This is a genomic window from Citrobacter sp. RHBSTW-01044, assembly GCF_013781945.1.
In the GTDB taxonomy this organism is placed as follows: domain Bacteria; phylum Pseudomonadota; class Gammaproteobacteria; order Enterobacterales; family Enterobacteriaceae; genus Citrobacter; species Citrobacter braakii.
Map to the genome: position 1 here is coordinate 987,868 of NZ_CP056180.1, position 25,542 is coordinate 1,013,409.

The 25,542-nt window shown below is 52.4% G+C and carries 26 protein-coding genes; 17 read left to right on the forward strand and 9 right to left on the reverse strand.

What is annotated here, in order from left to right:
- Nucleotides 1-220 precede the first annotated feature (220 nt).
- The 3 genes from cysJ to cysH are packed head-to-tail and all read left to right on the forward strand — an operon-like array spanning nucleotide 221 to nucleotide 4,482.
- Complete coding sequence (gene cysJ, locus HV352_RS04740) at nucleotides 221-2,020, forward strand: NADPH-dependent assimilatory sulfite reductase flavoprotein subunit (RefSeq protein ID WP_181635237.1); 1,800 nt, start codon at nucleotides 221-223, stop codon at nucleotides 2,018-2,020.
- Nucleotides 2,020-3,732: an assimilatory sulfite reductase (NADPH) hemoprotein subunit gene (gene cysI / locus HV352_RS04745; protein WP_016154216.1), complete on the forward strand. Its 1,713-nt coding sequence runs from the start codon at nucleotides 2,020-2,022 to the stop codon at nucleotides 3,730-3,732. Before cysJ ends, cysI begins: the two co-directional genes overlap by 1 nt.
- Before the next feature lie 15 nt (nucleotides 3,733-3,747).
- Nucleotides 3,748-4,482, forward strand: coding sequence for a phosphoadenosine phosphosulfate reductase (gene cysH / locus HV352_RS04750; protein ID WP_049268518.1), 735 nt, complete (start codon nucleotides 3,748-3,750; stop codon nucleotides 4,480-4,482).
- 44 nt (nucleotides 4,483-4,526) lie between these two features.
- Here the strand turns inward: cysH and HV352_RS04755 are convergent, their stop codons facing one another.
- A complete protein-coding gene (locus HV352_RS04755; protein ID WP_181635238.1) occupies nucleotides 4,527-5,570 on the reverse strand; it encodes an aminopeptidase in 1,044 nt (347 codons plus the stop codon).
- Between the two features lie 254 nt (nucleotides 5,571-5,824).
- On the opposite strand from HV352_RS04755, the gene cysD reads away from it, so the two are divergent.
- The 10 genes from cysD (at nucleotide 5,825) to HV352_RS04805 (ending at nucleotide 13,289) form a co-directional block, all read left to right on the forward strand.
- Nucleotides 5,825-6,733 (forward strand): sulfate adenylyltransferase subunit CysD, encoded by a 909-nt coding sequence (cysD, locus tag HV352_RS04760; RefSeq protein WP_003034152.1) that lies wholly within the window; start codon nucleotides 5,825-5,827, stop codon nucleotides 6,731-6,733.
- Nucleotides 6,734-6,742: 9 nt separating this feature from the next.
- Nucleotides 6,743-8,170, forward strand: a complete 1,428-nt coding sequence (gene cysN / locus HV352_RS04765; protein ID WP_115190298.1) for a sulfate adenylyltransferase subunit CysN — start codon at nucleotides 6,743-6,745, stop codon at nucleotides 8,168-8,170.
- Nucleotides 8,170-8,775: an adenylyl-sulfate kinase gene (cysC, locus tag HV352_RS04770; protein WP_019077557.1), complete on the forward strand. Its 606-nt coding sequence runs from the start codon at nucleotides 8,170-8,172 to the stop codon at nucleotides 8,773-8,775. The genes cysN and cysC overlap by 1 nt, the downstream gene beginning before the upstream one ends.
- Nucleotides 8,776-8,822: 47 nt before the next feature.
- Nucleotides 8,823-9,146, forward strand: a complete 324-nt coding sequence (locus HV352_RS04775) for a DUF3561 family protein (protein ID WP_016154211.1) — start codon at nucleotides 8,823-8,825, stop codon at nucleotides 9,144-9,146.
- A gap of 215 nt (nucleotides 9,147-9,361) precedes the next feature.
- The gene (gene ftsB / locus HV352_RS04780; RefSeq protein WP_003034163.1) at nucleotides 9,362-9,673 is read left to right on the forward strand and encodes a cell division protein FtsB; all 312 of its coding nucleotides are present in this window, start codon (nucleotides 9,362-9,364) and stop codon (nucleotides 9,671-9,673) included.
- An 18-nt stretch (nucleotides 9,674-9,691) separates the two neighbouring features.
- Entirely contained in the window at nucleotides 9,692-10,402 is a 711-nt protein-coding gene (ispD, locus tag HV352_RS04785) for a 2-C-methyl-D-erythritol 4-phosphate cytidylyltransferase (protein ID WP_046274807.1), read from the forward strand.
- The gene (gene ispF / locus HV352_RS04790) at nucleotides 10,402-10,881 is read left to right on the forward strand and encodes a 2-C-methyl-D-erythritol 2,4-cyclodiphosphate synthase (protein ID WP_016154209.1); all 480 of its coding nucleotides are present in this window, start codon (nucleotides 10,402-10,404) and stop codon (nucleotides 10,879-10,881) included. Before ispD ends, ispF begins: the two co-directional genes overlap by 1 nt.
- A complete protein-coding gene (gene truD / locus HV352_RS04795) occupies nucleotides 10,878-11,927 on the forward strand; it encodes a tRNA pseudouridine(13) synthase TruD (protein WP_016154208.1) in 1,050 nt (349 codons plus the stop codon). Before ispF ends, truD begins: the two co-directional genes overlap by 4 nt.
- Complete coding sequence (surE, locus tag HV352_RS04800; protein WP_181598937.1) at nucleotides 11,908-12,669, forward strand: 5'/3'-nucleotidase SurE; 762 nt, start codon at nucleotides 11,908-11,910, stop codon at nucleotides 12,667-12,669. Before truD ends, surE begins: the two co-directional genes overlap by 20 nt.
- Nucleotides 12,663-13,289, forward strand: coding sequence for a protein-L-isoaspartate(D-aspartate) O-methyltransferase (locus HV352_RS04805; RefSeq protein ID WP_003034172.1), 627 nt, complete (start codon nucleotides 12,663-12,665; stop codon nucleotides 13,287-13,289). Before surE ends, HV352_RS04805 begins: the two co-directional genes overlap by 7 nt.
- Nucleotides 13,290-13,321: 32 nt before the next feature.
- Here the strand turns inward: HV352_RS04805 and HV352_RS23635 are convergent, their stop codons facing one another.
- Nucleotides 13,322-13,549: a hypothetical protein gene (locus tag HV352_RS23635; RefSeq protein ID WP_223307949.1), complete on the reverse strand. Its 228-nt coding sequence runs from the start codon at nucleotides 13,547-13,549 to the stop codon at nucleotides 13,322-13,324.
- Here HV352_RS23635 and nlpD point away from each other — a divergent pair.
- The gene (nlpD, locus tag HV352_RS04810) at nucleotides 13,452-14,534 is read left to right on the forward strand and encodes a murein hydrolase activator NlpD (protein WP_230330220.1); all 1,083 of its coding nucleotides are present in this window, start codon (nucleotides 13,452-13,454) and stop codon (nucleotides 14,532-14,534) included. The two genes, HV352_RS23635 and nlpD, sit on opposite strands and share 98 nt — an antisense overlap.
- 62 nt (nucleotides 14,535-14,596) lie before the next feature.
- Entirely contained in the window at nucleotides 14,597-15,589 is a 993-nt protein-coding gene (rpoS, locus tag HV352_RS04815; RefSeq protein WP_000081498.1) for an RNA polymerase sigma factor RpoS, read from the forward strand.
- 79 nt (nucleotides 15,590-15,668) lie between these two features.
- Here rpoS and mutS read toward each other — a convergent pair whose 3' ends face one another.
- The 3 genes from mutS to HV352_RS04835 all read right to left on the reverse strand — a co-directional run bounded on the left by mutS (nucleotide 15,669) and on the right by HV352_RS04835 (nucleotide 19,851).
- On the reverse strand, nucleotides 15,669-18,236 hold the full coding sequence (mutS, locus tag HV352_RS04820) for a DNA mismatch repair protein MutS (protein ID WP_181635239.1): 2,568 nt from the start codon (nucleotides 18,234-18,236) through the stop codon (nucleotides 15,669-15,671).
- Between the two features lie 203 nt (nucleotides 18,237-18,439).
- Nucleotides 18,440-18,952, reverse strand: coding sequence for a hypothetical protein (locus tag HV352_RS04830; protein WP_016154204.1), 513 nt, complete (start codon nucleotides 18,950-18,952; stop codon nucleotides 18,440-18,442).
- Nucleotides 18,952-19,851 (reverse strand): winged helix-turn-helix domain-containing protein, encoded by a 900-nt coding sequence (locus tag HV352_RS04835; RefSeq protein WP_231040538.1) that lies wholly within the window; start codon nucleotides 19,849-19,851, stop codon nucleotides 18,952-18,954. Before HV352_RS04835 ends, HV352_RS04830 begins: the two co-directional genes overlap by 1 nt.
- A gap of 342 nt (nucleotides 19,852-20,193) precedes the next feature.
- Here HV352_RS04835 and HV352_RS04840 point away from each other — a divergent pair, with 342 nt between their 5' ends.
- Nucleotides 20,194-20,796 carry a helix-turn-helix domain-containing protein gene (locus HV352_RS04840; protein WP_016154202.1) on the forward strand — a complete coding sequence of 201 codons (603 nt, stop codon included), beginning with the start codon at nucleotides 20,194-20,196 and terminating at the stop codon, nucleotides 20,794-20,796.
- 228 nt (nucleotides 20,797-21,024) lie between these two features.
- A complete protein-coding gene (locus HV352_RS04845; RefSeq protein ID WP_019077553.1) occupies nucleotides 21,025-21,822 on the forward strand; it encodes an EAL domain-containing protein in 798 nt (265 codons plus the stop codon).
- A 108-nt stretch (nucleotides 21,823-21,930) separates the two neighbouring features.
- Here HV352_RS04845 and sitD read toward each other — a convergent pair whose 3' ends face one another.
- Genes sitD through HV352_RS04865 form a run of 4 tightly spaced genes read right to left on the reverse strand, consistent with a single transcriptional unit; the run spans nucleotide 21,931 to nucleotide 25,368 of the window.
- Nucleotides 21,931-22,782: an iron/manganese ABC transporter permease subunit SitD gene (gene sitD / locus HV352_RS04850; protein ID WP_016154200.1), complete on the reverse strand. Its 852-nt coding sequence runs from the start codon at nucleotides 22,780-22,782 to the stop codon at nucleotides 21,931-21,933.
- A complete protein-coding gene (sitC, locus tag HV352_RS04855; RefSeq protein WP_016154199.1) occupies nucleotides 22,779-23,636 on the reverse strand; it encodes an iron/manganese ABC transporter permease subunit SitC in 858 nt (285 codons plus the stop codon). The genes sitD and sitC overlap by 4 nt, the downstream gene beginning before the upstream one ends.
- Before the next feature lie 2 nt (nucleotides 23,637-23,638).
- Nucleotides 23,639-24,454, reverse strand: a complete 816-nt coding sequence (gene sitB / locus HV352_RS04860) for an iron/manganese ABC transporter ATP-binding protein SitB (protein ID WP_019077551.1) — start codon at nucleotides 24,452-24,454, stop codon at nucleotides 23,639-23,641.
- The gene (locus HV352_RS04865; RefSeq protein WP_019077550.1) at nucleotides 24,451-25,368 is read right to left on the reverse strand and encodes a metal ABC transporter substrate-binding protein; all 918 of its coding nucleotides are present in this window, start codon (nucleotides 25,366-25,368) and stop codon (nucleotides 24,451-24,453) included. The genes sitB and HV352_RS04865 overlap by 4 nt, the downstream gene beginning before the upstream one ends.
- Nucleotides 25,369-25,542 lie beyond the last annotated feature (174 nt).

Below are 25,542 nucleotides of genomic sequence, written 5' to 3' on the forward strand. Positions count from 1 at the left end.
GAACGACCTATTCATGATGGTAATATTTAATAATTATTGATATATCATATGGTTATCCAATCTGTTTTGCTGTTAATAACTATAACTAAAACAGGTTAGTTCATTTGGTTATTTGTTATTTCTATCCCTTCTTTAATTGTTACTATCCCCGCCGTTAACCTTATCTTCAGTTTGGGTTTTATTGCTGAAATCCGCTTTGCTTACTGGAACATGACAACGCATGACGACACAGGTCCCACCTTCCGCTCTGCTACCGCTAAACCCGGAGCAACTGGCACGCCTTCAGGCGGCCACGACTGATTTCACTCCCGCACAGCTTGCGTGGGTTTCTGGCTATTTTTGGGGCGTGCTGAATCAGCAGCCAGGCAGCAATGCGGCGACTCCTGCGCCTGCTGCTGAAATGCCTGGCATTACGCTTATCTCCGCCTCGCAAACCGGTAATGCGCGTCGTGTGGCGGAAGCTCTGCGCGATGATCTGATCGCTGCAAAGCTCAACGTCACTCTCATCAATGCTGGCGACTATAAATTCAAACAAATCGCCAATGAGAAATTGCTGATCGTAGTGGCGTCGACGCAAGGGGAAGGTGAACCGGCGGAAGAAGCCGTAGCGTTGCATAAATTCCTGTTCTCGAAAAAAGCGCCGAAGCTCGATAACACCGCTTTTGCCGTGTTTGGTCTTGGTGACACTTCTTACGAGTTTTTCTGTCAGTCAGGAAAAGACTTCGATGCAAAACTGGCTGAGCTGGGCGGAGAACGTTTGCTTGACCGCGTGGATGCCGACGTCGAATACCAGGGCGCGGCAGCCGAATGGCGTGCCCGTCTGGTTGATGTCCTGAAAGCGCGTGCGCCTGCGGCATCGTCTGTGCAAGTTGCTGCGAGCGGTGCGGTAAACGAAGTACACACCAGCCCGTACACCAAAGAAGCGCCGCTGACGGCGTCGCTTGCGGTGAATCAGAAAATCACCGGTCGCGACTCGGAAAAAGATGTGCGTCATATTGAAATCGATCTCGGCGATTCCGGCCTGCGCTACCAGCCGGGCGATGCCTTAGGAGTCTGGTATCAGAACGATCCGGCACTGGTCAAAGAGCTGGTTGAATTGCTGTGGCTGAAAGGAGATGAGCCGGTCACGGTTGACGGCAAAACCCTGTCGCTCACCGAAGCGCTGCAGTGGCATTTCGAGCTGACGGTTAACACCGGCAATATCGTCGAGAACTATGCCACTTTAACCCGTAGCGAATCCCTGCTGCCGCTGGTGGGTGATAAGGTACAGTTGCAGCATTACGCCGCAACCACGCCAATCGTCGATATGGTGCGTTTCTCTCCGGCGCAGCTGGATGCCCAAACGTTGGTTGATCTTCTGCGTCCACTCACGCCGCGCCTGTACTCTATTGCCTCTTCCCAGGCGGAAGTGGAAAGCGAAGTGCACGTCACCGTGGGCGTGGTGCGTTATGACATTGAAGGTCGTGCCCGTGCTGGTGGCGCGTCCAGTTTCCTCGCCGATCGCGTGGAAGAAGAGGGTGAAGTGCGCGTGTTCATCGAACACAACGATAACTTCCGCCTGCCGGCTAACCCGCAGACACCGGTGATTATGATTGGACCGGGCACGGGGATTGCGCCGTTCCGTGCATTCATGCAGCAGCGTGCGGCTGACGGAGCCGAAGGCAAAAACTGGCTGTTTTTTGGCAACCCACACTTTACCGAAGATTTCCTGTACCAGGTGGAATGGCAGCGTTACGTCAAAGAGGGCGTACTGAGCCGTATCGATCTCGCCTGGTCGCGCGATCAAAAAGAAAAAGTCTACGTACAAGATAAACTGCGCCAACAAGGTGCGGAACTGTGGCGCTGGATAAACGACGGTGCCCACATTTATGTCTGCGGCGACGCCAATCGCATGGCGAAAGACGTTGAGCAGGCTTTGTTGGAAGTGATTGCCGAATTCGGTTCTATGGATATCGAAGCGGCGGATGAATTTTTAAGTGAGCTGCGCATTGAGCGCCGTTATCAGCGAGATGTCTACTAATGAGCGAAAAATACCCAGGACCATTGGTGGTCGAAGGCAAGCTGTCCGACGCTGAGCGTATGAAGCTGGAAAGCAACTATCTGCGCGGTACGATTGCCGAAGATTTAAACGACGGCCTGACCGGCGGCTTCAAAGGCGACAACTTCCTGCTGATCCGTTTTCACGGTATGTACCAGCAGGATGACCGCGATATCCGCGCCGAACGAGCCGAGCAAAAGCTGGAGCCGCGTCACGCGATGCTGCTGCGCTGCCGTCTGCCGGGTGGGGTGATCACCACCAAACAGTGGCAGGCGATCGACACGTTCGCCCATGACAACACGATTTACGGCAGCATTCGTCTGACCAACCGTCAGACCTTCCAGTTTCACGGCATTCTGAAGAAGAACGTTAAGCCGGTACACCAGATGCTGCATTCGGTCGGGCTGGACGCGCTGGCGACCGCCAACGACATGAACCGTAACGTTCTGTGTACCTCTAACCCGTACGAGTCCGAGCTGCACGCCCAAGCCTATGAATGGGCGAAGAAGATCTCCGAACATCTGCTGCCGCGTACTCGCGCCTATGCAGAAATTTGGCTGGATCAGGAGAAGGTTGCGACCACCGACGAAGAGCCGATCCTCGGTCAAACCTATCTGCCGCGTAAGTTTAAAACCACGGTCGTAATCCCGCCGCAGAACGACATCGATCTGCACGCCAACGATATGAACTTCGTGGCGATTGCCGAAAACGGCAAGCTGGTGGGCTTTAACCTGCTGGTCGGCGGTGGTTTGTCGATTGAGCACGGCAATAAGAAAACCTACGCCCGCACCGCGAGCGAGTTCGGCTATCTGCCGCTGGAGCACACCCTGGCGGTAGCAGAAGCTGTGGTGACAACGCAGCGCGACTGGGGTAATCGTACCGATCGTAAAAACGCCAAAACCAAATACACGCTTGAACGCGTTGGTATCGACACGTTCAAAGAGGAAGTGGAGCGTCGCGCGGGTATTAAATTTGAGCCGATCCGCCCGTACGAGTTCACCGGTCGCGGCGATCGTATTGGTTGGGTAAAAGGGATCGACAATAACTGGCACCTGACGCTGTTTATTGAAAACGGCCGTATCCTGGATTATCCGGGCCGTCCGCTGAAAACCGGCCTGCTGGAGATCGCGAAGATCCACAAAGGGGATTTCCGCATCACCGCCAACCAGAACCTGATCATTGCTGGTGTGCCGGAAAGCCAAAAAGCGAAGATCGAGAAGCTGGCGCGCGATCACGGATTGATGAATGCGGTGAAGCCGCAGCGTGAAAACTCGATGGCCTGCGTGTCGTTCCCGACCTGTCCGCTGGCGATGGCGGAAGCCGAACGTTTCCTGCCATCGTTCACTGATAAAGTGGAAGCTATTCTCGAAAAACACGGCATTCCTGACGAGCATATCGTGATGCGCGTTACAGGCTGCCCGAACGGCTGCGGCCGCGCGATGCTGGCGGAACTGGGCCTGGTGGGTAAAGCGCCGGGGCGCTACAACGTACACCTTGGCGGTAACCGCATGGGCACGCGCATTCCGCGTATGTATCGCGAAAATATTACGGAATCGGAAATTCTCGACTCCGTTGACGAACTGGTTGGGCGCTGGGCGAAAGAGCGCGAAGCGGGTGAAGGCTTCGGTGATTTTACGGTGCGTGCGGGCATCATTCGCCCGGTGCTCGATCCCGCCCGGGATTTCTGGGAGTAACCACGAGAGGTAATTATGTCCGTACTCGATCTAAACGCCCTTAATGACCTGCCAAAAGTCGACCGCATTCTGGCGCTGGCGGAAACCAACGCACAGCTCGAAAAGCTGGACGCCGAAGGGCGCGTGGCGTGGGCGCTGGAAAACCTGCCTGGTGAATATGTACTGTCATCAAGCTTTGGTATCCAGGCGGCAGTAAGCCTGCACCTGGTGAATCAGGTTCACCCGGATATCCCGGTGATCCTCACCGATACCGGCTATTTGTTCCCGGAAACCTACCAGTTTATTGATGAGTTAACGGACAAGCTCAAGCTTAATCTGCAAGTCTACCGGGCGAAGGAGAGCGCGGCCTGGCAGGAAGCGCGCTACGGCAAACTGTGGGAGCAGGGCGTTGAAGGCATTGAGAAATACAATGAGATCAACAAAGTCGAGCCGATGAACCGCGCGCTTAAAGAACTCAATGCGCAAACCTGGTTTGCCGGTCTGCGCCGCGAACAGTCGGGCAGTCGGGCGCATTTGCCGGTGCTGGCTATCCAGCGCGGCGTGTTTAAAGTGCTGCCGATCATCGACTGGGACAACCGTACCCTTTACCAGTATCTGCAAAAGCACGGCCTGAAATACCATCCACTGTGGGATCAGGGCTATCTGTCAGTTGGTGATACCCATACCACCCGCAAATGGGAGCCGGGTATGGCGGAAGAAGAGACGCGGTTCTTCGGATTGAAGCGCGAGTGCGGATTGCATGAAGGGTAAAAGATAAAAGCCCGGTAATGTTTACATATTACCGGACTTCTTCTTCAGGATTTTCCCGCCTTTGCCAGTTCTTTTACCAACGGGAGCATAATGCGTACCACGTCGCGGCTACGGTGCTCTATCCTGCCCGGTAAGGCTTTATCGATATGCTGCTGGTTATCCAGTCGCACATCGTGCCAGCTGTTGCCTGCCGGGAACGAGGCGCTTTTGGCGCGCTGTTGATAGCCATCTTTCTTGCCCAGACTCCAGTTGGTTGCTTCAACGGAGAGCACGGCAATGCCTGCGTTGTCGAAGACCTCTGCGTCGTTACAACATCCAGTACCTTTCGGATAGTTTTTGTTCAGTCCCGGATTGGTGCTGGCTACGATACCGCGGCTGTGCGCGATGGCCAGTGCCCGGTCGCGCGTCAATTTTCGCACCGCTTCCGGGGTTTTCTTACCGCTATTGAAATAGAGCTTATCGCCGACGATCAGGTTATCGAGGTTGATAACCAGCAGCGTATTTTTCTTCTCGGCGGCGCTCATTCGCTTCAGGATGTTCTCCGCGCCCAGTTTGCCTTCTTCCTCGCCGCTGGTGGCGATAAATCGAATGCCGTACTGCGTCGGCACGTCTTTGAGTTTTTCCGCCAGTTCCAGCATCACGCCAAGTCCTGCGGCGTTGTCATCAATACCTTGCAGGGTCAATCCACCCAGATTGGCATCGGAATCGGCGTCGCTCTGTGCGGCGTAGGTGTCGAGGTGCGCCATGATAATAATCTGCTGTGGCGCTTTACCCTCATGTGCGGCAATAACGGTACTTCCCGTGACGTTATGCCAGTTTTTACGGTTATTTTTGGCGGTATAAACATAACGGCTATTAAACGTTCGAATATCACTGCTGTAGCCCATCTGCTGAAATTGCTGGCGAATATAATCAGCAGACAACATTTCTGCCGGAGAGCCCGTTACGCGGCCTGGGAAAAACGTTGCGATATATCGAGCCTGGGTATTTGCGATATCTCCAGGTTTGGAAGATGTTGCCTGTGCGGGAAGGGTAAAGCACGCGCCGAGCGCCAGGATTGCAAGAAGGGGGCGCGTTGCGGAAAACATAATGAGTCCTTAAATACCAAGCAGAAATTTTTAGCCGCTAGTATGAAACCGTGATCGAGGTAAAACAATTTCATTTGCTCCTAAATGCCCTAAATTCGGTAGCTTAAGCACTTTTTGATATTTGCTTTTCCGGATCGTTATTCCTTTGAGGAACTACTCATTCCAATTCGTAATTTCATTCGCCCTCTTGCCCTCCCTATAGTCAGGTTATCTGAGCATCGTTAGCAAAATAACGGCATTACATAGGAACGGTTATGGATCAAAAACGACTTACCCACCTGCGGCAACTGGAAGCGGAAAGCATCCATATTATTCGTGAGGTGGCCGCCGAGTTTTCGAATCCGGTGATGATGTATTCCATCGGCAAAGATTCCAGCGTAATGCTGCATCTGGCGCGTAAAGCGTTTTATCCTGGCACGTTGCCGTTCCCTCTGCTGCACGTTGATACCGGCTGGAAATTCAGCGAGATGTACGAGTTTCGTGACCGCACGGCGAAAGCCTACGGTTGTGAACTGCTGGTGCATAAAAACCCGGAAGGGGTGGCGATGGGCATCAACCCGTTTGTTCACGGTAGCGCCAAGCATACCGATATTATGAAAACCGAAGGGTTGAAGCAGGCGTTGAACAAATACGGTTTCGACGCCGCGTTCGGTGGCGCTCGTCGTGACGAAGAGAAATCGCGTGCCAAGGAGCGCATTTATTCTTTCCGCGATCGTTTTCATCGCTGGGACCCTAAAAATCAGCGTCCGGAACTGTGGCATAACTACAACGGACAGATTAACAAAGGCGAAAGCATTCGCGTATTCCCGCTCTCCAACTGGACTGAACAGGATATCTGGCAGTACATCTGGCTGGAAAATATCGACATCGTGCCGCTGTACCTGGCGGCGGAGCGTCCGGTGCTGGAACGCGACGGCATGCTGATGATGATTGATGACGACAGAATCGATCTGCAACCGGGGGAAGTGATTAAAAAACGCATGGTGCGTTTCCGTACGCTCGGCTGCTGGCCGTTAACAGGCGCGGTGGAGTCGAATGCGCAGACGCTGCCTGAAATCATCGAAGAGATGCTGGTCTCAACCACCAGTGAACGTCAGGGCCGCGTGATTGACCGCGACCAGGCGGGCTCCATGGAGCTGAAGAAACGTCAGGGGTATTTCTAAGGAGCCGCCATGAACACGACACTTGCACAACAAATTGCTAATGAAGGCGGCGTTGAAGCCTGGATGGTCGCCCAGCAACACAAAAGCCTGCTGCGTTTTTTAACCTGCGGTAGCGTGGATGACGGGAAAAGCACCCTGATTGGTCGCCTGCTGCACGACACGCGTCAGATTTATGAAGACCAGCTTTCATCGCTGCACAACGACAGTAAACGTCACGGTACTCAGGGCGAAAAGCTCGATCTGGCGTTATTGGTTGACGGCTTGCAAGCCGAGCGCGAGCAGGGCATCACCATCGACGTGGCTTACCGTTATTTCTCTACCGAGAAGCGTAAATTTATTATTGCGGATACTCCCGGCCATGAGCAGTACACCCGCAACATGGCGACCGGTGCGTCGACCTGCGACCTGGCGATCCTGCTGATCGATGCGCGTAAAGGCGTGCTGGATCAGACCCGTCGTCACAGCTTTATCTCCACGCTACTTGGGATCAAACACCTGGTGGTGGCGATCAACAAAATGGATCTGGTGAACTTTAGCGAAGAGACATTTAACCGCATTCGCGAAGACTATCTTACTTTTGCTGAACAGTTGCCGGGCAACCTGGATATCCGGTTTGTGCCGCTCTCTGCACTGGAAGGCGACAACGTGGCTTCACAAAGCGCCAGCATGTCGTGGTACAGCGGTCCGACGCTACTGGAAGTACTGGAAACCGTTGAGATCCAGCGCATAGTTGATACTCAGCCGATGCGCTTCCCGGTGCAGTATGTGAACCGACCTAATCTGGATTTTCGTGGTTATGCCGGGACGCTGGCCTCCGGTAGTGTGAAGGTAGGGCAACGCGTCAAAGTGCTGCCATCCGGCGTTGAGTCGAGCGTGGCGCGGATCGTAACCTTTGATGGCGATTTACAGCAAGCACATGCGGGTGAAGCGATCACCCTGGTATTGAAAGATGAGATCGATATCAGCCGTGGCGACCTGCTACTTGATGCCGGTGAAGCGTTACCTGCGGTACAAAGCGCTGCCGTTGATGTGGTGTGGATGGCGGAACAACCGTTGTCGCCTGGGCAGAGCTACGACATCAAAGTCGCCGGTAAGAAGACCCGCGCACGCGTTGATAACGTGCAGTACCAGATTGATATTAATAACCTGACCCAACGTGATGTTGAAGCGTTGCCGCTAAACGGCATCGGTCTGGTTAATCTGACTTTTGATGAGCCGCTGGTGCTGGATACCTATCAGCAGAATCCGGTTACGGGCGGGCTGATTATCATTGACCGCCTGACCAACGTTACCGTTGGCGCGGGGCTGGTACGTGAGCCAATCGTCCAGGATCACGCCGCGGCTTCTCAGTTCAGCGCGTTTGAGCTGGAGCTTAATGCGTTAGTGCGTCGCCATTTCCCGCACTGGGGCGCGCGCGATCTGCTGGGAGGAAAATAATGGCGCTGCATGACGAAAACGTCGTCTGGCATGCCCATCCTGTTACACCGCAACAGCGGGAACAACGCCACGGTCATCGTGGTGTTGTGCTGTGGTTTACCGGGCTGTCTGGTTCCGGTAAATCCACGGTCGCAGGGGCGCTGGAAGAGGCGTTGCACAAGCTGGGAGTGAGTACCTATTTGTTGGATGGCGATAACGTGCGCCACGGCCTGTGCAGCGATCTTGGGTTTAGCGATGCCGATCGTAAGGAGAATATTCGTCGGGTTGGCGAGGTGGCTAACCTGATGGTGGACGCGGGCCTTGTGGTGTTGACCGCCTTTATCTCTCCGCATCGCGCCGAACGCAAAATGGTCCGTGAACGCGTTGGTGAAGGGCGTTTTATTGAGGTTTTTGTGGATACGCCGCTGGCAACGTGCGAATTACGCGATCCAAAAGGGCTGTATAAAAAAGCGCGGGCGGGTGAGTTGCGCAATTTCACCGGAATTGATTCGGTATACGAAGCGCCTGAATCGCCAGAGATTCATCTTGATGGTGAACAATTGGTAACAAATTTGGTACCCCAATTATTAGACCTGCTGAGGCAGGAAGATATTATCAGATCCTGAGACACCCGAGCTTGTATGCCCGGTCAGTCACGGTCACAGGATTAGATATGCGTAACAGCCATAACATTACTATTACAGAGTCAGATACCTTCGCCGCCGACGATGAAACCACCTGGTCACTACCGGGTGCTGTGGTCGGCTTTATCGCGTGGCTGTTGGCGCTGGGGATTCCGTTTCTGATTTATGGCCCTAACACACTCTTTTTCTTCATTTATACCTGGCCCTTTTTCCTCGCATTGCTGCCCGTGGCGATTGTCGCGGGTATTGCGCTGCACTCCCTATTGAAGGGGCTGTTGCTGCTGAGCATTACCTGCACCCTACTGGTGGTTGGGGCGATGTTTGGCGCGCTATTTCTGTGGTTGTTGGGTTAGGCAAACGCCTTTTTTTAACAATCGCTGATGTAGTTCACTCTCTGGTCATAATTCAAACCGTAACCAACAATGAGATTATGTTCTCCTTACACGGGGTATACGTAACAACGGGCAAATGTGGTACATTTGCCCGCGTTGTCGCGGCATTCCCGACCGTTGATGTAAAGTTGTCTGCGGAAGTTATGGGATGTTAATGCCGTTTTTCAGGGGGCAGGATGGGTAAACTAACGCTGCTGTTGCTGGCTTTATTGGTCTGGCTGCAGTATTCGCTGTGGTTCGGTAAGAACGGCATACATGACTATAGTCGCGTCAACGATGATGTTGCTGCGCAGCAAGCTACGAACGCGAAACTTAAAGCACGTAACGATCAGCTCTTTGCCGAAATTGACGATCTCAATGGCGGACAAGAGGCTATTGAGGAGCGCGCGCGCAACGAACTCAGCATGACTAAGCCGGGCGAAACCTTTTATCGTCTGGTGCCTGACGCGTCTAAACGCGCTCAGACTGCAGGGCAAAACAATCGATAAACCGTCCAGGGATTTAACATGGCAGCCACTTTATTGGACGTTTGCGCCGTGGTGCCGGCTGCCGGGTTTGGCCGCCGAATGCAAACAGAGTGTCCTAAGCAGTACCTCTCTATTGGCAATAAAACCATTCTTGAACACTCGGTTGATGCGCTGCTGGCTCATCCCCGGGTGACGCGAGTCGTTATCGCTATCAGCCCAGGCGACAGCCGCTTTGCCCAACTTCCACTCGCCGCGCATCCGCAAATTACCGTAGTGGATGGCGGCAACGAGCGTGCCGATTCTGTCCTTGCCGGTTTGCAAGCCGCAGGTGAGGCCAGTTGGGTACTGGTGCATGACGCCGCGCGTCCGTGTCTGCACCAGGATGATTTAGCCCGTTTGCTGGCAATCAGTGAGACCAGCCGCACCGGCGGGATCCTGGCGGCACCAGTACGCGACACGATGAAGCGCGCGGAGCCGGGCCGAACAGACATTGCCCATACGGTCGATCGCACCGATTTATGGCACGCGTTGACGCCGCAGTTTTTCCCTCGCGAGCTGTTGCACGACTGCCTGACCCGTGCGCTCCTCGAAGGCGCAACCATTACGGATGAGGCCTCGGCGCTGGAATATTGCGGCTTACATCCTCAGCTCGTTGAAGGACGGGCTGATAATATTAAAGTAACGCGTCCAGAGGATTTGGCGTTGGCCGAATTTTATCTGACCCGGACTACCCACCAGGAGAAGACATAATGCGAATTGGACACGGTTTCGACGTACACGCTTTTGGCGGAGAAGGCCCAATTATCATTGGTGGTGTGCGCATCCCGTATGAAAAAGGATTGCTGGCGCATTCTGATGGCGATGTGGCGTTACACGCGCTAACCGATGCTCTGCTGGGCGCGGCTGCGCTGGGGGATATCGGTAAACTCTTCCCTGACACCGACCCGACCTTTAAAGGTGCCGATAGTCGTGAATTATTGCGAGAAGCCTGGCGGCGTATTCAGGCCAAAGGCTATACGCTTGGTAATGTGGATGTGACAATTATTGCTCAGGCACCGAAGATGCTGCCGCACATTCCGCAAATGCGCGTGTTTATTGCCGAAGATCTCGGCTGCCATATGGATGATGTTAACGTGAAAGCGACCACCACGGAAAAACTCGGTTTTACCGGGCGTGGGGAAGGGATTGCCTGTGAAGCAGTGGCGTTACTCATTAAGGCACCGAAATGACTGTGTTTGACGATCTGACGTATCTCCATGGCAAACCACTGGGCCATGGCGTCCTGAAAGCGAATCCGGAAGACTTTGTTGTCGTCGAAGATTTAGGCTTCGAACCGGATGGCGAAGGCGAGCATGTTTTGGTGCGCATCCTGAAAAACGGTTGTAACACCCGTTTTGTGGCTGACGCGCTGGCGAAATTCCTGAAAATTCACGCCCGTGAAGTGAGCTTTGCTGGGCAGAAAGATAAGCATGCGGTCACGGAACAGTGGCTGTGCGCGCGTGTACCGGGCAATGCAATGCCTGATCTAAGCAAATTTGAGCTCGAAGGCTGTAAAGTTCTGGAGTACGCGCGCCACAAGCGTAAGCTGCGTTTAGGGGCGCTGAAAGGCAACGAATTTACGCTGGTGTTGCGTGAAGTGAGCGAGCGAAATGACGTTGAAGCGCGTTTGCAGGCGATTAGCGAACGCGGCGTACCGAACTATTTTGGCGCTCAGCGTTTTGGTATTGGCGGTAGCAACCTGCAAGGGGCGCTGCGCTGGGCACAAAGCGATGCGCCGGTGCGCGATCGCAATAAACGCAGTTTTTGGTTGTCGGCGGCCCGTAGCGCGTTGTTTAATCAGATAGTCAGTGAACGCTTGAAAAAAACAGACTTTAATCAAGTTGTTGACGGCGATGCGCTACAATTATCCGGACGCGGAAGCTGGTTTGTCGCCACACAGGAAGAACACACTGAATTACAGCGTCGCGTCGATGAGAAAGAATTGATGATCACAGCGGCATTACCGGGCAGCGGTGAGTGGGGAACTCAGCGCGACGCACTGGCGTTTGAAAAAGCCGCTGTTGCTGATGAAACCGCGCTGCAGTCTCTGTTATTGCGCGAGAAAGTCGACGCGTCGCGTCGCGCTATGTTGCTGTATCCACAACAATTGAGCTGGAACTGGTGGGATGACGTAACCGTCGAGTTACGCTTCTGGCTACCGGCAGGTAGCTTCGCCACCAGTGTTGTAAGGGAACTTATTAACACAATGGGTGATTATGCGTATATTGCTGAGTAACGATGATGGGGTCCACGCACCCGGTATACAAACGCTGGCGAAAGCGCTGCGTGAGTTTGCTGACGTACAGGTGGTTGCCCCGGATCGTAACCGCAGTGGCGCGTCTAACTCGCTGACGCTGGAATCTTCACTTCGCACCTTTACCTATGATAACGGCGATATTTCCGTACAAATGGGTACGCCCACCGACTGCGTCTATCTGGGCGTGAACGCATTAATGCGTCCGCGTCCGGACATTGTCGTTTCTGGTATTAATGCGGGTCCTAATCTGGGTGATGATGTTATCTATTCCGGTACCGTTGCGGCGGCAATGGAAGGTCGTCATCTGGGGTTCCCGGCGCTGGCTGTCTCACTTGATGGCCATAAACACTACGATACTGCTGCCGCAGTAACCTGTCGTATCTTACGGGCGCTGGGTCGTGAACCGCTGCGCACCGGTCGCATTTTGAATATCAACGTGCCGGATTTACCGCTGGATCAGATTAAAGGTATTCGCGTCACGCGCTGCGGCAGTCGCCATCCGGCGGATCAGGTTATTCCACAGCAGGACCCACGCGGTAATACGCTGTACTGGATCGGGCCACCGGGCGAAAAGTGCGACGCCGGGCCGGATACGGATTTTGCCGCCGTCGATGAAGGCTATGTTTCTATCACGCCGCTGCATGTCGATTTAACCGCATACGGCGCGCATGAGGTGGTTTCTGACTGGTTAGACAGCGTGGGAGTCGACACGCAATGGTAAGCAGACGCGTACACACTCTTCTTGAACAATTACGTGCGCAGGGCATCAGAGATGAGCTTGTCCTCGATGCGCTCGCCGCCGTGCCGCGTGAAAAATTCATTGATGAGGCGTTTGAACATAAGGCCTGGGACAATATTGCCCTGCCGATTGGTCAGGGGCAGACGATTTCGCAGCCTTATATGGTTGCGCGAATGACCGAACTGCTTGAGCTAACGCCGCAGTCTCGGGTGCTGGAAATTGGTACTGGCTCTGGCTACCAGACGGCGATTCTGGCGCACCTGGTGCATCATGTGTGCTCCGTTGAGCGCATTAAAGGTTTGCAATGGCAGGCGCGTCGCCGCCTGAAGCAGCTTGATTTACATAATGTTTCGACCCGTCATGGTGATGGATGGCAAGGCTGGCAGGCGCGAGCTCCGTTTGACGCTATCATTGTAACGGCAGCGCCGCCCGAGATCCCAACCGCATTGATGATGCAACTGGATGAGGGCGGCATTCTCGTCTTACCCGTGGGCGATGAGCACCAGTTTCTGAAGCGGGTGCGTCGTCGGGGAGGCGAATTTATTATCGATACCGTGGAGGCCGTACGTTTCGTTCCCTTAGTGAAAGGGGAGCTTGCGTAGATAGCGCTGCTGAATACCTGGAGTTTTCCTGGTTATTCTCGAAAGAGTAAGCGTATTGTGACGGGGCCTTGCACGGTGATTACGTCACTGGTTTTAACCAATTTTCCTGGGGGATAAATGAGCGCGGGAAGCCACAAATTTACCGTTCGCCGCATTGCGGCATTGTCACTGGTTTCACTATGGTTGGCTGGTTGTTCAAACACCTCGAATCCACCAGCGCCGGTCAGCTCGGTTAACGGTAGTGCATCAACGAACACCAGTTCTGGCATGCTGATTACGCCTCCACCCAAAATGGGCTCGACGTCGACAGTACAGCAGACGCCACAGATCCAGTCGGTGCAGCAACCAACTACACAGCCAACGCAAATCCAGCCTGTTGCTCAACAGCCTGTGCAGATGGAAAACGGTCGTATTGTATACAATCGTAAGTATGGGAATATTCCGAAAGGTAGCTACACGGGCGGCAGTACCTATACTGTTAAGAAAGGCGATACCCTTTTCTATATTGCCTGGATCACCGGGAACGATTTCCGTGACCTCGCACAACGCAATAACGTTCCGGCCCCGTATGGCCTGAATGTCGGTCAAACTCTGCAAGTGGGCAACGCGTCTGGTGCACCGATTACCGGTGGCAATGCCATCACCCAGGCGGATGCAGCACAGCAAGGAGTTGTGACCAACCCTGCACAAAATTCCACCGTTGCTGTTGCTTCGAAACCAACAATTACGTATTCTGAGGATTCAGGTGAACAAAGTGCTAACAAAATGTTGCCGAACAACAAGCCTGCTGGGACTGTGGTCACAGCGCCTGTAACGGCTCCAGCAGTTAGCACAACCGAATCAACTGCAAGCTCAACGTCGACAAGCTCGCCAATCTCTACATGGCGCTGGCCGACTGACGGCAAAGTGATCGAAAACTTTGCGGCTACCGAAGGTGGCAATAAAGGGATCGACATTGCAGGCAGCAAAGGACAGGCTATTGTCGCGACCGCAGATGGACGCGTCGTCTATGCCGGTAATGCGCTGCGTGGTTACGGTAATCTTATTATCATCAAACATAACGATGATTACCTGAGCGCCTACGCCCATAACGATACAATGCTGGTCCGGGAACAACAAGAAATCAAGGCGGGGCAGAAAATAGCTACCATGGGTAGCACCGGAACCAGTTCAACACGCTTGCATTTTGAAATTCGTTACAAGGGGAAATCCGTAAACCCGCTGCGCTATTTACCGCAGCGATAATTAGGCGGAACCAGGCTTTCACGTGCTAGTTCCGTTAGGGATCACGGGTAGGAGCCACCTTTATGAGTCAGAATACGCTGAAAGTTCATGATTTAAATGAAGATGCGGAATTTGATGAGAACGGAGTAGAGGCTTTTGATGAAAAAGCCTTGAGTGAAGAGGAACCCAGTGATAACGACCTGGCTGAAGAAGAGCTGTTATCGCAGGGGGCCACACAGCGTGTGTTGGACGCGACTCAGCTTTACCTTGGTGAGATTGGTTATTCACCACTGTTAACAGCCGAAGAAGAAGTTTATTTTGCGCGTCGCGCACTGCGTGGAGATGTCGCATCTCGCCGTCGCATGATTGAAAGTAACCTGCGTCTGGTGGTGAAAATTGCTCGTCGTTATGGCAATCGTGGTCTGGCATTGCTGGACCTGATTGAAGAGGGCAATTTAGGGCTTATCCGTGCCGTCGAGAAGTTTGACCCGGAACGTGGGTTCCGCTTCTCAACATACGCAACCTGGTGGATCCGCCAGACGATCGAACGGGCGATTATGAACCAAACCCGTACGATACGACTGCCGATTCACATTGTAAAAGAGCTGAACGTCTATCTGCGTACCGCGCGTGAGTTGTCGCATAAACTGGACCACGAACCGAGTGCAGAAGAGATTGCTGAACAACTGGATAAACCGGTTGATGACGTCAGCCGTATGCTCCGACTCAACGAGCGTATTACCTCGGTAGACACCCCGCTGGGTGGCGATTCCGAAAAAGCGTTGCTGGATATTCTGGCCGATGAAAAGGAAAACGGTCCGGAAGACACCACGCAAGACGATGATATGAAACAGAGCATCGTCAAATGGCTGTTCGAACTGAACGCCAAGCAGCGTGAAGTGCTGGCACGTCGTTTTGGTCTGCTGGGGTACGAAGCTGCGACACTGGAAGATGTGGGCCGTGAAATTGGTCTCACTCGTGAACGTGTTCGCCAGATTCAGGTTGAAGGTCTGCGTCGTCTGCGTGAAATTCTGCAGACTCAGGGACTGAATATCGAAGCGCTTTTCCGCGAGTAAGCACAAGTTCTATCAAGAAAGGCCAGTCTCATTGAGACTGGCCTTTTTCTTTAGGGCTAACGCTATCGGGCTCTTTTTACTACACCAGACTTTTCAACCGGTAGATCCACTCCAGCGCCTGGCGAGGCGTTAGCGAATCCGGGTCGAGGTTTTCCAGCGCATCAACGGCGGGTGACGTTTCTTCCGGTACTGACAGCAGCGACATCTGCGTGCCGTCGACCTGGGTTGCGGCAACATTTGGCGCGATGCTTTCCAGTTCGCGCAGTTTTTGCCGCGCGCGTTTGATCACCTCTTTCGGTACGCCAGCCAGGGCAGCGACTGCCAGACCATAGCTCTTGCTCGCCGCGCCATCCTGCACGCTGTGCATGAAGGCGATGGTATCGCCGTGCTCTAACGCATCCAGATGCACATTAGCGACGCCCTCCATCTTCTCCGGTAACTGCGTCAGTTCGAAGTAGTGGGTCGCAAATAAAGTTAATGCTTTGATTTTATTCGCCAGATTTTCTGCGCATGCCCATGCCAGCGACAGGCCGTCGTAGGTGGAGGTGCCGCGTCCAATCTCATCCATCAGCACCAGACTGTTCTCGGTGGCGTTATGCAGAATGTTGGCGGTTTCGGTCATTTCTACCATGAAGGTGGAACGACCTGATGCCAGATCATCCGCCGCGCCAACGCGGGTAAAGATACGATCGATAGGCCCGATCTCGACTTTCTGTGCCGGAACGTAGCTGCCGATATAGGCCAGTAGCGCAATCAACGCAGTCTGGCGCATATAGGTACTTTTACCCCCCATGTTTGGGCCGGTGATGATCAGCATTCGTCGCTGAGGCGAGAGGTTAAGCGGGTTGGCGATAAACGGCTCGGTCAGTACCTGTTCAACCACCGGATGACGTCCCTCGGTAATACGAATGCCGGGTTTATCGGTGAAGATCGGACAGGTGTAATTCAGGGTATAAGCACGCTCCGCGAGGTTGACCAGCACGTCCAACTCCGCCAGCGCGCTGGCGCTCTGTTGCAAATCAGCCAGGTGTGGCAGCAGCATGTCGAACAGTTCGTCATACAGCTGTTTTTCCAGCGCCAGCGCTTTGCCTTTTGAGGTCAGAACTTTGTCTTCGTACTCTTTCAGTTCCGGAATAATGTAGCGTTCGGCGTTTTTCAATGTCTGGCGGCGTACGTAGTTAATTGGCGCCAGATGACTTTGCCCACGGCTGATCTGAATGTAGTAGCCGTGCACGGCGTTAAATCCTACTTTCAGCGTGTCCAGACCGGTGCGTTCGCGTTCGCGGATTTCCAGTCTGTCGAGGTAGTCCGTGGCGCCATCAGCCAGCGCTCGCCACTCATCAAGCTCTTCATTGTAGCCTGGGGCAATGACGCCGCCGTCACGTACGAGCACCGGCGGAGCTTCCACGACGGCACGTTCCAACAGTTCACGCAGCTCAGTAAACTCACCCATTTTCTCGCGCAGCATCTGCACGGGGGCACTGTCTACGTTTTCCAGTTGCGCGCGCAGTTCGGGTAATTGCTGGAAGGCATGACGCATACGGGCCAGATCGCGCGGGCGCGCAGTACGCAGGGCCAGACGCGCCAGAATACGTTCCAGATCGCCTACCTGACGCAGCACGGGTTGTAATTCGCTGGTGGTATCCTGCAGCGCGCCGATGGTCTGTTGGCGCTCGGTGAGGATTTTGGTGTCGCGGACTGGCATATGCAGCCAGCGCTTGAGCATACGGCTACCCATCGGTGTCACGGTGCAGTCGAGTACTGCAGCCAGCGTGTTTTCCACCCCGCCCGCCAGGCTCTGGGTGATTTCCAGATTGCGGCGTGTAGCGGCGTCCATGATGATGCTGTCCTGCTGACGCTCCATGGTGATGGAACGAATATGCGGCAGCGAGGTGCGTTGGGTATCTTTTACGTATTGCAGCAGACAGCCGGCAGCGCATAACCCGCGTGGGGCGTTTTCCACGCCAAAGCCAATCAGATCCCGCGTGCCGAACTGCAGATTTAACTGCTGACGGGCGGTATCAATTTCAAATTCCCACAGCGGACGACGACGCAGGCCGCGACGTCCCTCTATCAGCGAGGTTTCGGCAAAATCCTCGGCATACAGCAATTCAGCGGGGTTGGTGCGCTGCAATTCCGCGGCCATGGTTTCGCGGTCAGCGGGTTCACTGACACGAAAACGCCCGGAGCTGATATCCAGCGTAGCGTAGCCGTACCCTTTACTGTCTTGCCAGATGGCGGCCAGCAGGTTGTCCTGGCGTTCCTGCAACAACGCTTCATCACTGATGGTGCCTGGTGTGACAATACGTACCACTTTGCGCTCAACCGGGCCTTTGCTGGTCGCCGGATCGCCAATCTGTTCACAAATAGCAACGGACTCACCCTGATTGACCAGCTTGGCGAGGTAGTTTTCTACCGCATGATGAGGAATGCCTGCCATCGGGATTGGCTCGCCCGCAGATGCGCCGCGTTTGGTCAGGGAGATATCAAGCAACTGAGACGCGCGTTTCGCATCGTCATAAAACAGTTCGTAAAAGTCGCCCATGCGGTAAAACAGCAGTATTTCCGGGTGCTGAGCCTTCAGCTTGAGATACTGCTGCATCATCGGCGTGTGGTTCGTGAAGTCCGTATCAAGTGACTCTTTCATATCGTTTTTGCTCTTTTTAATCTTTTGGGTACCTGGGTCGTCTCATGCGAGCCCCTGGAAACTCACATAAACCCACAAATTTGTCATTCGAAAGCCGTCTGAAGGGCAGTAACGACGAGCTTTGGCTCGGTCAGAATGGCCTATCTTATCACCGACAACGACTGAGATTCATCCGTAGGTTTTACCGCCAGAACGCTTATTGATTATTCATTTTCCGGCAACGCATAATTCTGGCAGTACAGATAGGGGATCCCCTCTTTGGTAATCAAATACGTCTCTCTATTCAGCGCAAAAAAATCGACGTTGGATACGCTGGTGTTGGTCAGGAAGAAGTCGGGGAGGAGTTCCTGAATGAGACTGGCGGGTGCTGTTTCGCGATTGGAGATTTGGATTTTCTGCGAAATCCAAACCGGGCTTGAGCCGTAGCTGGATTGCGTAAAAAGTACCATGCGTTGCACGGTCTGCTCATTATTTTCGGCATCTTTGATAATGCCATCAATATTCACAATACCTTTGCTGCCGCCGGTTTTGATATCAATGATCCCTCGGAATGAGCTTGTATTGCGTACAATCTCGATGGCAGACCGACAGGTCAGATTATGTAACTGACCATTGTTTTTACTGTACCGGTAGACGGCGGTAACAATTAGCGCAGCAAAACAAAGCAACAGGATAATACCTGTCTGGATGCGGGGCGTTCGGGAATAAAAATTCATTAGCTATCATACCGTGGGTAATAAACCGACTGACAGGCGTTTTCCTGCCTGTTTTTCATCGGTGAGCGACATACAAGCACGGATAATTTTTTGGATTCAGGGTAGGTGGTGATATAGATAAATTTATGGCTCTGACACAGCCCAGGATTTTTGTTGATAAATGCCGTATGTCGGGAGAAGTTACTGGCATCATTATTAAAATAGTACTGACAGTCAGTGGGGGCGTTGTCTGCGGTGATATAGCCGGAGAAATAGTTATCACTGGTTTGCCACGGATACATTATAAGCACACAAATTATCAGGGTAATAGCAAGTATTACCATTTCAGCAGTGGTTATCAAAGGTTGGCGCGCTGTGTCATCTGACAGTTCTTCGATGGCGACATCCGGCACTAAGGGTTCTGCTGTAAAAGATACGCTCTCCTCCGGAGTTTCAATCACCTGAATATTGAACTCTTCCTGGATGATCAGCCCTTTGCGGGGGATCGTGGTGATAAGCGGTTGCTCCAGTTCCAGCTGCAGCAAACTTTTGCGCAAAGAGAGAATGCTTTGATAAAAGGCGTTGAAGCTCACCTGGCGGTGATTTTTACCCCAGCCGAATTCCAGTAGTTCGTTTTGGGAAACCACTTGCCCACGATGTTGAATAAGTAATAAAAGACATAATGACGCCGAGTGTTTGAGTTTTATCCGCTGATTGGGTTGATCTATCCGCGCCAGCGATTGTGTAGCTGGCGTAAATATTATTATTTTTTCAATCAGATAACTGACATTGCCAGTCTCAGACATGATGTTTCTACTCTTGCTGGTGCGCCAGGCGGTTGGCGAGTCATGATACCACTTAGCCCATAAAGACCACCAGTATGGACCCGACCCTGCAGCGAGAACCGCGAAGTGTTTCAATTTCGTATCATAATATAACAACAAGGATAACTTTTTAATGAAAATAAACCATATATAAATCAATGCATTGTGTCTTTTTGGCTACGTTGCAAAGAACAGAAAGATGAAATAACAACGACAAAGATGATTGCCATTAATTCTTTATGGACAGCGTCATATACTGCCTGGCGCCACCACGCGAAAACAGCATGAGTCTGAACGCGTCAACGGCACCAGGGAATGCCGGTGGTAGATGTAGATGGGAATAAATGTCAGCTTGTTGGTGAGCTGACATTTATTTTTCGTGTTGAGTAAAAATCCACCCTCGTTTTGACAAAGCCATAATTTGCGGTAGAGAGTCCCATGTTCCAGAAAGATATTGAAAATGCTGTAGTGCTTGTTGGTGATGAAATGAAAAAGTCAGATAATGCCTGGCTGTCCTTACGCAAAAAACGCCAGCGTATTGATCTGAAGAGTGATGGAAATATCTTGTTTCTGGAGAAAGGGGCCGTCTCTGTTCATCGTGTGGAAAATGATTTAGTGATGGTAAGTATATCTGCACCGGCCATCCTCGGCTTGCCACAAATGCGTACGGAAGTTGCCGGACACTATTTACGTTGTGATACCGATTGTGAAATGTGGGCAATGAGTGCACCCAATGCCGAACTTTTGTTCACTGCAAAGAATCTTTGGAAACATGCATTTGATATTTTAACGCTACATCTGCAACGCTATTTTCAACGAGAAAAATTGCAATCGCATCGCACTATCCGTGAATTGATTATTGAACACCTGAAATATATTTGGTCGATGGAGCCTGAGATGCGTGAAAACACATCTGTGTATACATTCATTCTCGCTCGAAATCATATCTCACGCAGTGCTATCCACAAAGTATTGCAGGAGTTAGTGAGTGACGGAAAAATAATTATGAAGCGAGGGAAACTCTCTTTTTTTGTATGTTAAAGTTAACATTAAAAGCATCTGACGTGTTTTTTTGCACTCAGCTGGAATGATAATGAAAAAACTGGGTTTGTGATTTTTGTTGATTATCAGTATGTTGGTTTTTGTCTTTTTCTTCACCGCTGATGCCAGCTACGCGGAATGTCCATTTTTATCTATAAATTAGTATTTATTTATTAATTTGATATGAATATGATGTTCCCTCCAATAATAACAAAAGTCATATCGCCAATGACCAACGGCAGGCCGGAAAACCTTGAGGCACAGCATAGCCGACTGTTTGGCAACCCTACTACCGATACAACGGATGTTCGCGCTGCACTGCAAAACGCGTTGGATCACAATACCTTTGTCCTGCTGGCCCAGCCTATCGTCAGTACTCGTGGTGATGAATCCTATCATGAGATATTGATCCGCATGCTCAATGAGCACGGGGAATTTCTTTCCCCTGACCATTTTCTGTCGGTTGCACGCGACACAGGGTTAGCACCCGATATCGATCTTTGGGTTATTGAGAACACCCTGAAGTACATGCGCTACCATCCGCTGAGTTGTTTTTCCATTAACCTGGCGCCAGTGACGCTATGTCGTTCAGGTATCGTTGCAAAGATAACTGCGTTGTTGCAGGAATATGTGGTGATACCGCAACGGATTATTTTTGAGATAACCGAGGCTGATACCCTGTCAGATAAAGAACACACGGCAGATACACTACGCTTACTACGTCAATTGGGATGTCGGATCGCGATTGATGACTTCGGTGCCGGGTTTGCAAGCTATGAACGCCTGATGAACATTGAAGCAGATATTTTGAAGATTGATGGGTCTTTCGTTCGTGGGATTATAAAATGTGAGGTTAGTCGCTATATCATCGAATCTTTCTGCCGGGTTGCGGCAATGAAAGGTATGCAGGTTGTCGCCGAGTTTGTTGAAAGTGCCGAAATCCAGATGCACCTGGAACACATGAATGTCGGGTGGTTACAGGGATACCACATTGGCAAGCCACAACCGTTGTTCACGTTAGAGTAATCTATAATCCGTTTATTTAAACGTATCATCACGATGCTGTAATCTGCCGATAATATAACCTCCTGGCGGAGGCTATATTAATATCAAGAACATTAGCTGACCAATAATTTACGGATCCTGTAGCTGAAGCTGATTCTCTAAACGCCGATCGCGCAGGGTTGCATAAATAAAGGTAATCACAAACAGCAGAGAAAATAGTACGACTATGGTGGGAGCCGGTGCGCTGTCGATGAAAAATGACAGGTACACGCCCATAAATGACGTAATGACCGACATCGCCACCGCCAGCCATAAGGCGTGGGAAAATTTCCTCGTCATTAAAATCGCGATGGCGCCAGGTGCAATCAGTAATGAAATTGACAAAATAATCCCTACCGATTTTAGCGTGGCGACAATCGTCAGGGCGATCATGCACAACAGGCCGTAATGTAGCAGCGCGGTGTTAAGCCCACTGGCCTTTGCCTGATGTGGGTCGAACGCATGCAGTAGCAAATCTTTCCATTTAAGTCCGATGATAAGCGCGATCCCCAGAGTAATAACCGCGGTTTGCATAATATCGCTTAACGATACGCCCAGCATGTCGCCGAACAGAATATGATCGAGATGGACTTCTGACTGGATAGAGACGTACAGCACCAGACCCGCACCAAACATCCCGGAGAAAACAATACCCATGATGGTGTCGCGCTTAATGCGGCTGTTATCGTCGAGGTATCCGGTCGCCACCGCGCAGAACAGACCGGCGATAAACGCGCCAATTGCCAGCGGGATGCCCGCAATCCACGCCAGTACAATCCCTGGGAAAACGGCATGACTCATGGCATCGCCCATCAACGCCCAGCCTTTGAGTACTAAAAATACCGACAACAGCGCGCAGGGCACAGCGACGATGGTAGAGATGACCAGCGCATTAACCATAAAGCTAAACTGAAAAGGTTCCAGCAGCGTTGTTAAGATCATACTTGCTCCTTGTTCACCAGACGGGCGCGGCGGCGATTTGCCAGCAGACCGTGTTTTGGTGCGAAGACAAATGCCAGCAGGAACAGCAGCGTTTGCAGAACGACGATAATTCCGCCGGTTGCACCGTCCAGCCAGTAGCTTAGCCAGGCGCCGAAAAAGCTGGTCAGGCTGCCGAGCGCCACGGCGATGGTGAGCAGGCGAGGAAAACGATCGGTCAGCAGCCAGGCCGTCGCACCGGGCGTAACCACCAGGCAAATCACCAGAAAGGCGCCGACGGTTTGCAGTGCGGCGATCGTGGAAACGGAGAGCAACGTAAAAAACAACAGCTTCAGCCGACCCGGATTCAGACCGATAGACCGCGCGTGGTTTTCATCAAAAAAGACCACCATCAGATCTTTCCACTTCAAAAACAAAATGGTCAGCGAAACCACGCCGATGATCGCCAGTTGCAGAATATCTTCCGGCGCAATCGCCAGGATGTTACCCAGAATAATGGTCTGAATGTTCACCGACATCGGATTAAGCGACACCATAAATAGCCCGATACCGAAAAAGGACGAAAAAATCAGCCCGATAATGGCATCTTCCTTCAGGCGTGAACGCTGATTGAGAAACAGCATGCTGCCCGCCGCCAGTCCACCGGAAAGAAATGCGCCCAGCGCGAAGGGAAGCCCTAACATATAGGCTCCGGCTACGCCTGGAACGATCGAGTGCGACAGCGCATCGCCAATCAGCGACCAGCCTTTGAGCATCAGATAGCAGGAGAGAAATGCGCACAGGCCGCCGACCATCGCCGAAACCCACATGGCGTTGAGCATGTACTGGTAGCCAAACGGCTCCGTCAGCCAGTTCATGATTACTCCCCCTCGCTTGCCGCGCGTCGCGAAATAAACGGACGTTCATCATCGGTAATCACGTGTTGTTCACCGCCGCTCAGCGCGACGTGACGCAGAACGCCGCTGAATGCCAGCTCGAGATTCTCGTGGGTAAAGGTGGTTTCGGTTGGTCCACTTGCCAGCACCGTGCCCTTAATCATCACCGTGTAATCGCAAAATTCGGTGACGGATCCCAGATTATGGGTAGAGACCAGCATAGTCCGGCCTTCATCACGCAGTTCACGCAGCAGATCGATGATCCGGGCCTCGGTTTTCACATCCACGCCGGTGAAGGGTTCATCCAGTAAAATAACCTGCCCGTCCTGTGCGATGGCTCTTGCCAGAAAAACGCGTTTTTTCTGCCCGCCGGACAGTTCACCTATCTGGCGATGGCGATAGTCCAGCATATCTACCCGCGCCAGCGCCGCATCCACGCAGTCGTGGTCGATCTGTTTTGGTCGACGCAGCCACCCCATATGGCCAAAGCGGCCCATCATCACAACATCTTCCACCAGTACCGGAAACGACCAGTCCACCTCTTCTGACTGGGGGACATAGGCGATCAGATTCTGTTTGAGCGCCTTATTAACCGGTTGTTGCAGAATAGATATTTCCCCTTTCGCCAACCGGACAAAACCCATCAGCGCTTTAAAAAGCGTTGATTTTCCCGAACCGTTTACGCCGACCAGAGCGGCAATTGAGCCGCCCGGAACCTGAAAAGTGGCATCCCGCAGCGCGGTGTGGCCGTTGCGATACGTCACCGTAACCTGATTCACGGTAATCGCAGATTGACTCATTTTTGGCTCCTTAACCCGTCGTTGATGCCGCTGACGATGGTTTCTGTCGTCACGCGCAGTAAATCCAGATAGGTCGGTACCGGACCATCGGCAGCGCTGAGCGAATCGACATACAGCACGCCGCCGTAATACGCGCCAGACTCGCGGGCGACCTGACGCGCAGGTTTGTCGGACACGGTGCTTTCGCTAAATACTGTAGGGATTTGATGTTTTCTGATCGCATCGATCACTTTGCGTACCTGCTTGGGCGTGCCTTGCTGATCGGCATTGATCGGCCACAGATACAGTTCTTTCAGGCCGTTATCACGCGCGAGGTAAGAGAATGCGCCTTCGCTGGTGACCAGCCAGCGTTTATCAGCAGGGAGCTTCGCCAGTTCTGCATGCAGTGGCGCCAGAGTCTGCTGGATTTTCGCTTTATAATTCTCCGCATTTTTCTGGTAGGTTGCGGCATGGTCGGGATCGTATTTCATCAGCGCATCGCGAATGTTATCCACGTAGATAAGCGCGTTCTCCGCTGACATCCAGGCATGCGGATTCGGTTTGCCGTTGTATGGCCCTTCGCTGATACCCATTGGCTGCACGCCATTTGAGACCATGACCTCCGGTACGCCGGACAAATTTTGGTAGAAGCGGGCAAACCATAGTTCGAGGTTAAGGCCGTTGGAGAGAATAAGCTGTGCGCCTTGCGCCCGTTTAATATCCCCCGGTGTGGGTTGATATTCGTGAATTTCTGCCCCGGGTTTGGTGATGGAACTGACGTCCGCCGCGTCACCTGCCACGTTGCTTGCCATATCGGCAATCACCGTAAAGGTGGTTATCACTTTGAACTTTTCTTTCGCCCAGGCAGGTGACAGCGTAAGCGCCGTTAACACGCTGGCAAGGAGAAATGACTTCAGATGGGGCAGATGCGGCATAGTATCCCTCACAACAAAGTGGTTAATTTATCATCGAATATAGCCTTTGCTATGTTATATAGCACATGGCATAAACAAATGAAAATAATTCTTATTTGCGTAGGGTGCTAAGGAATGTATCACCGCCAGGTAATAGTCCTGCGCTTAGTTAAGGTGTATTATTTATGCAACTTA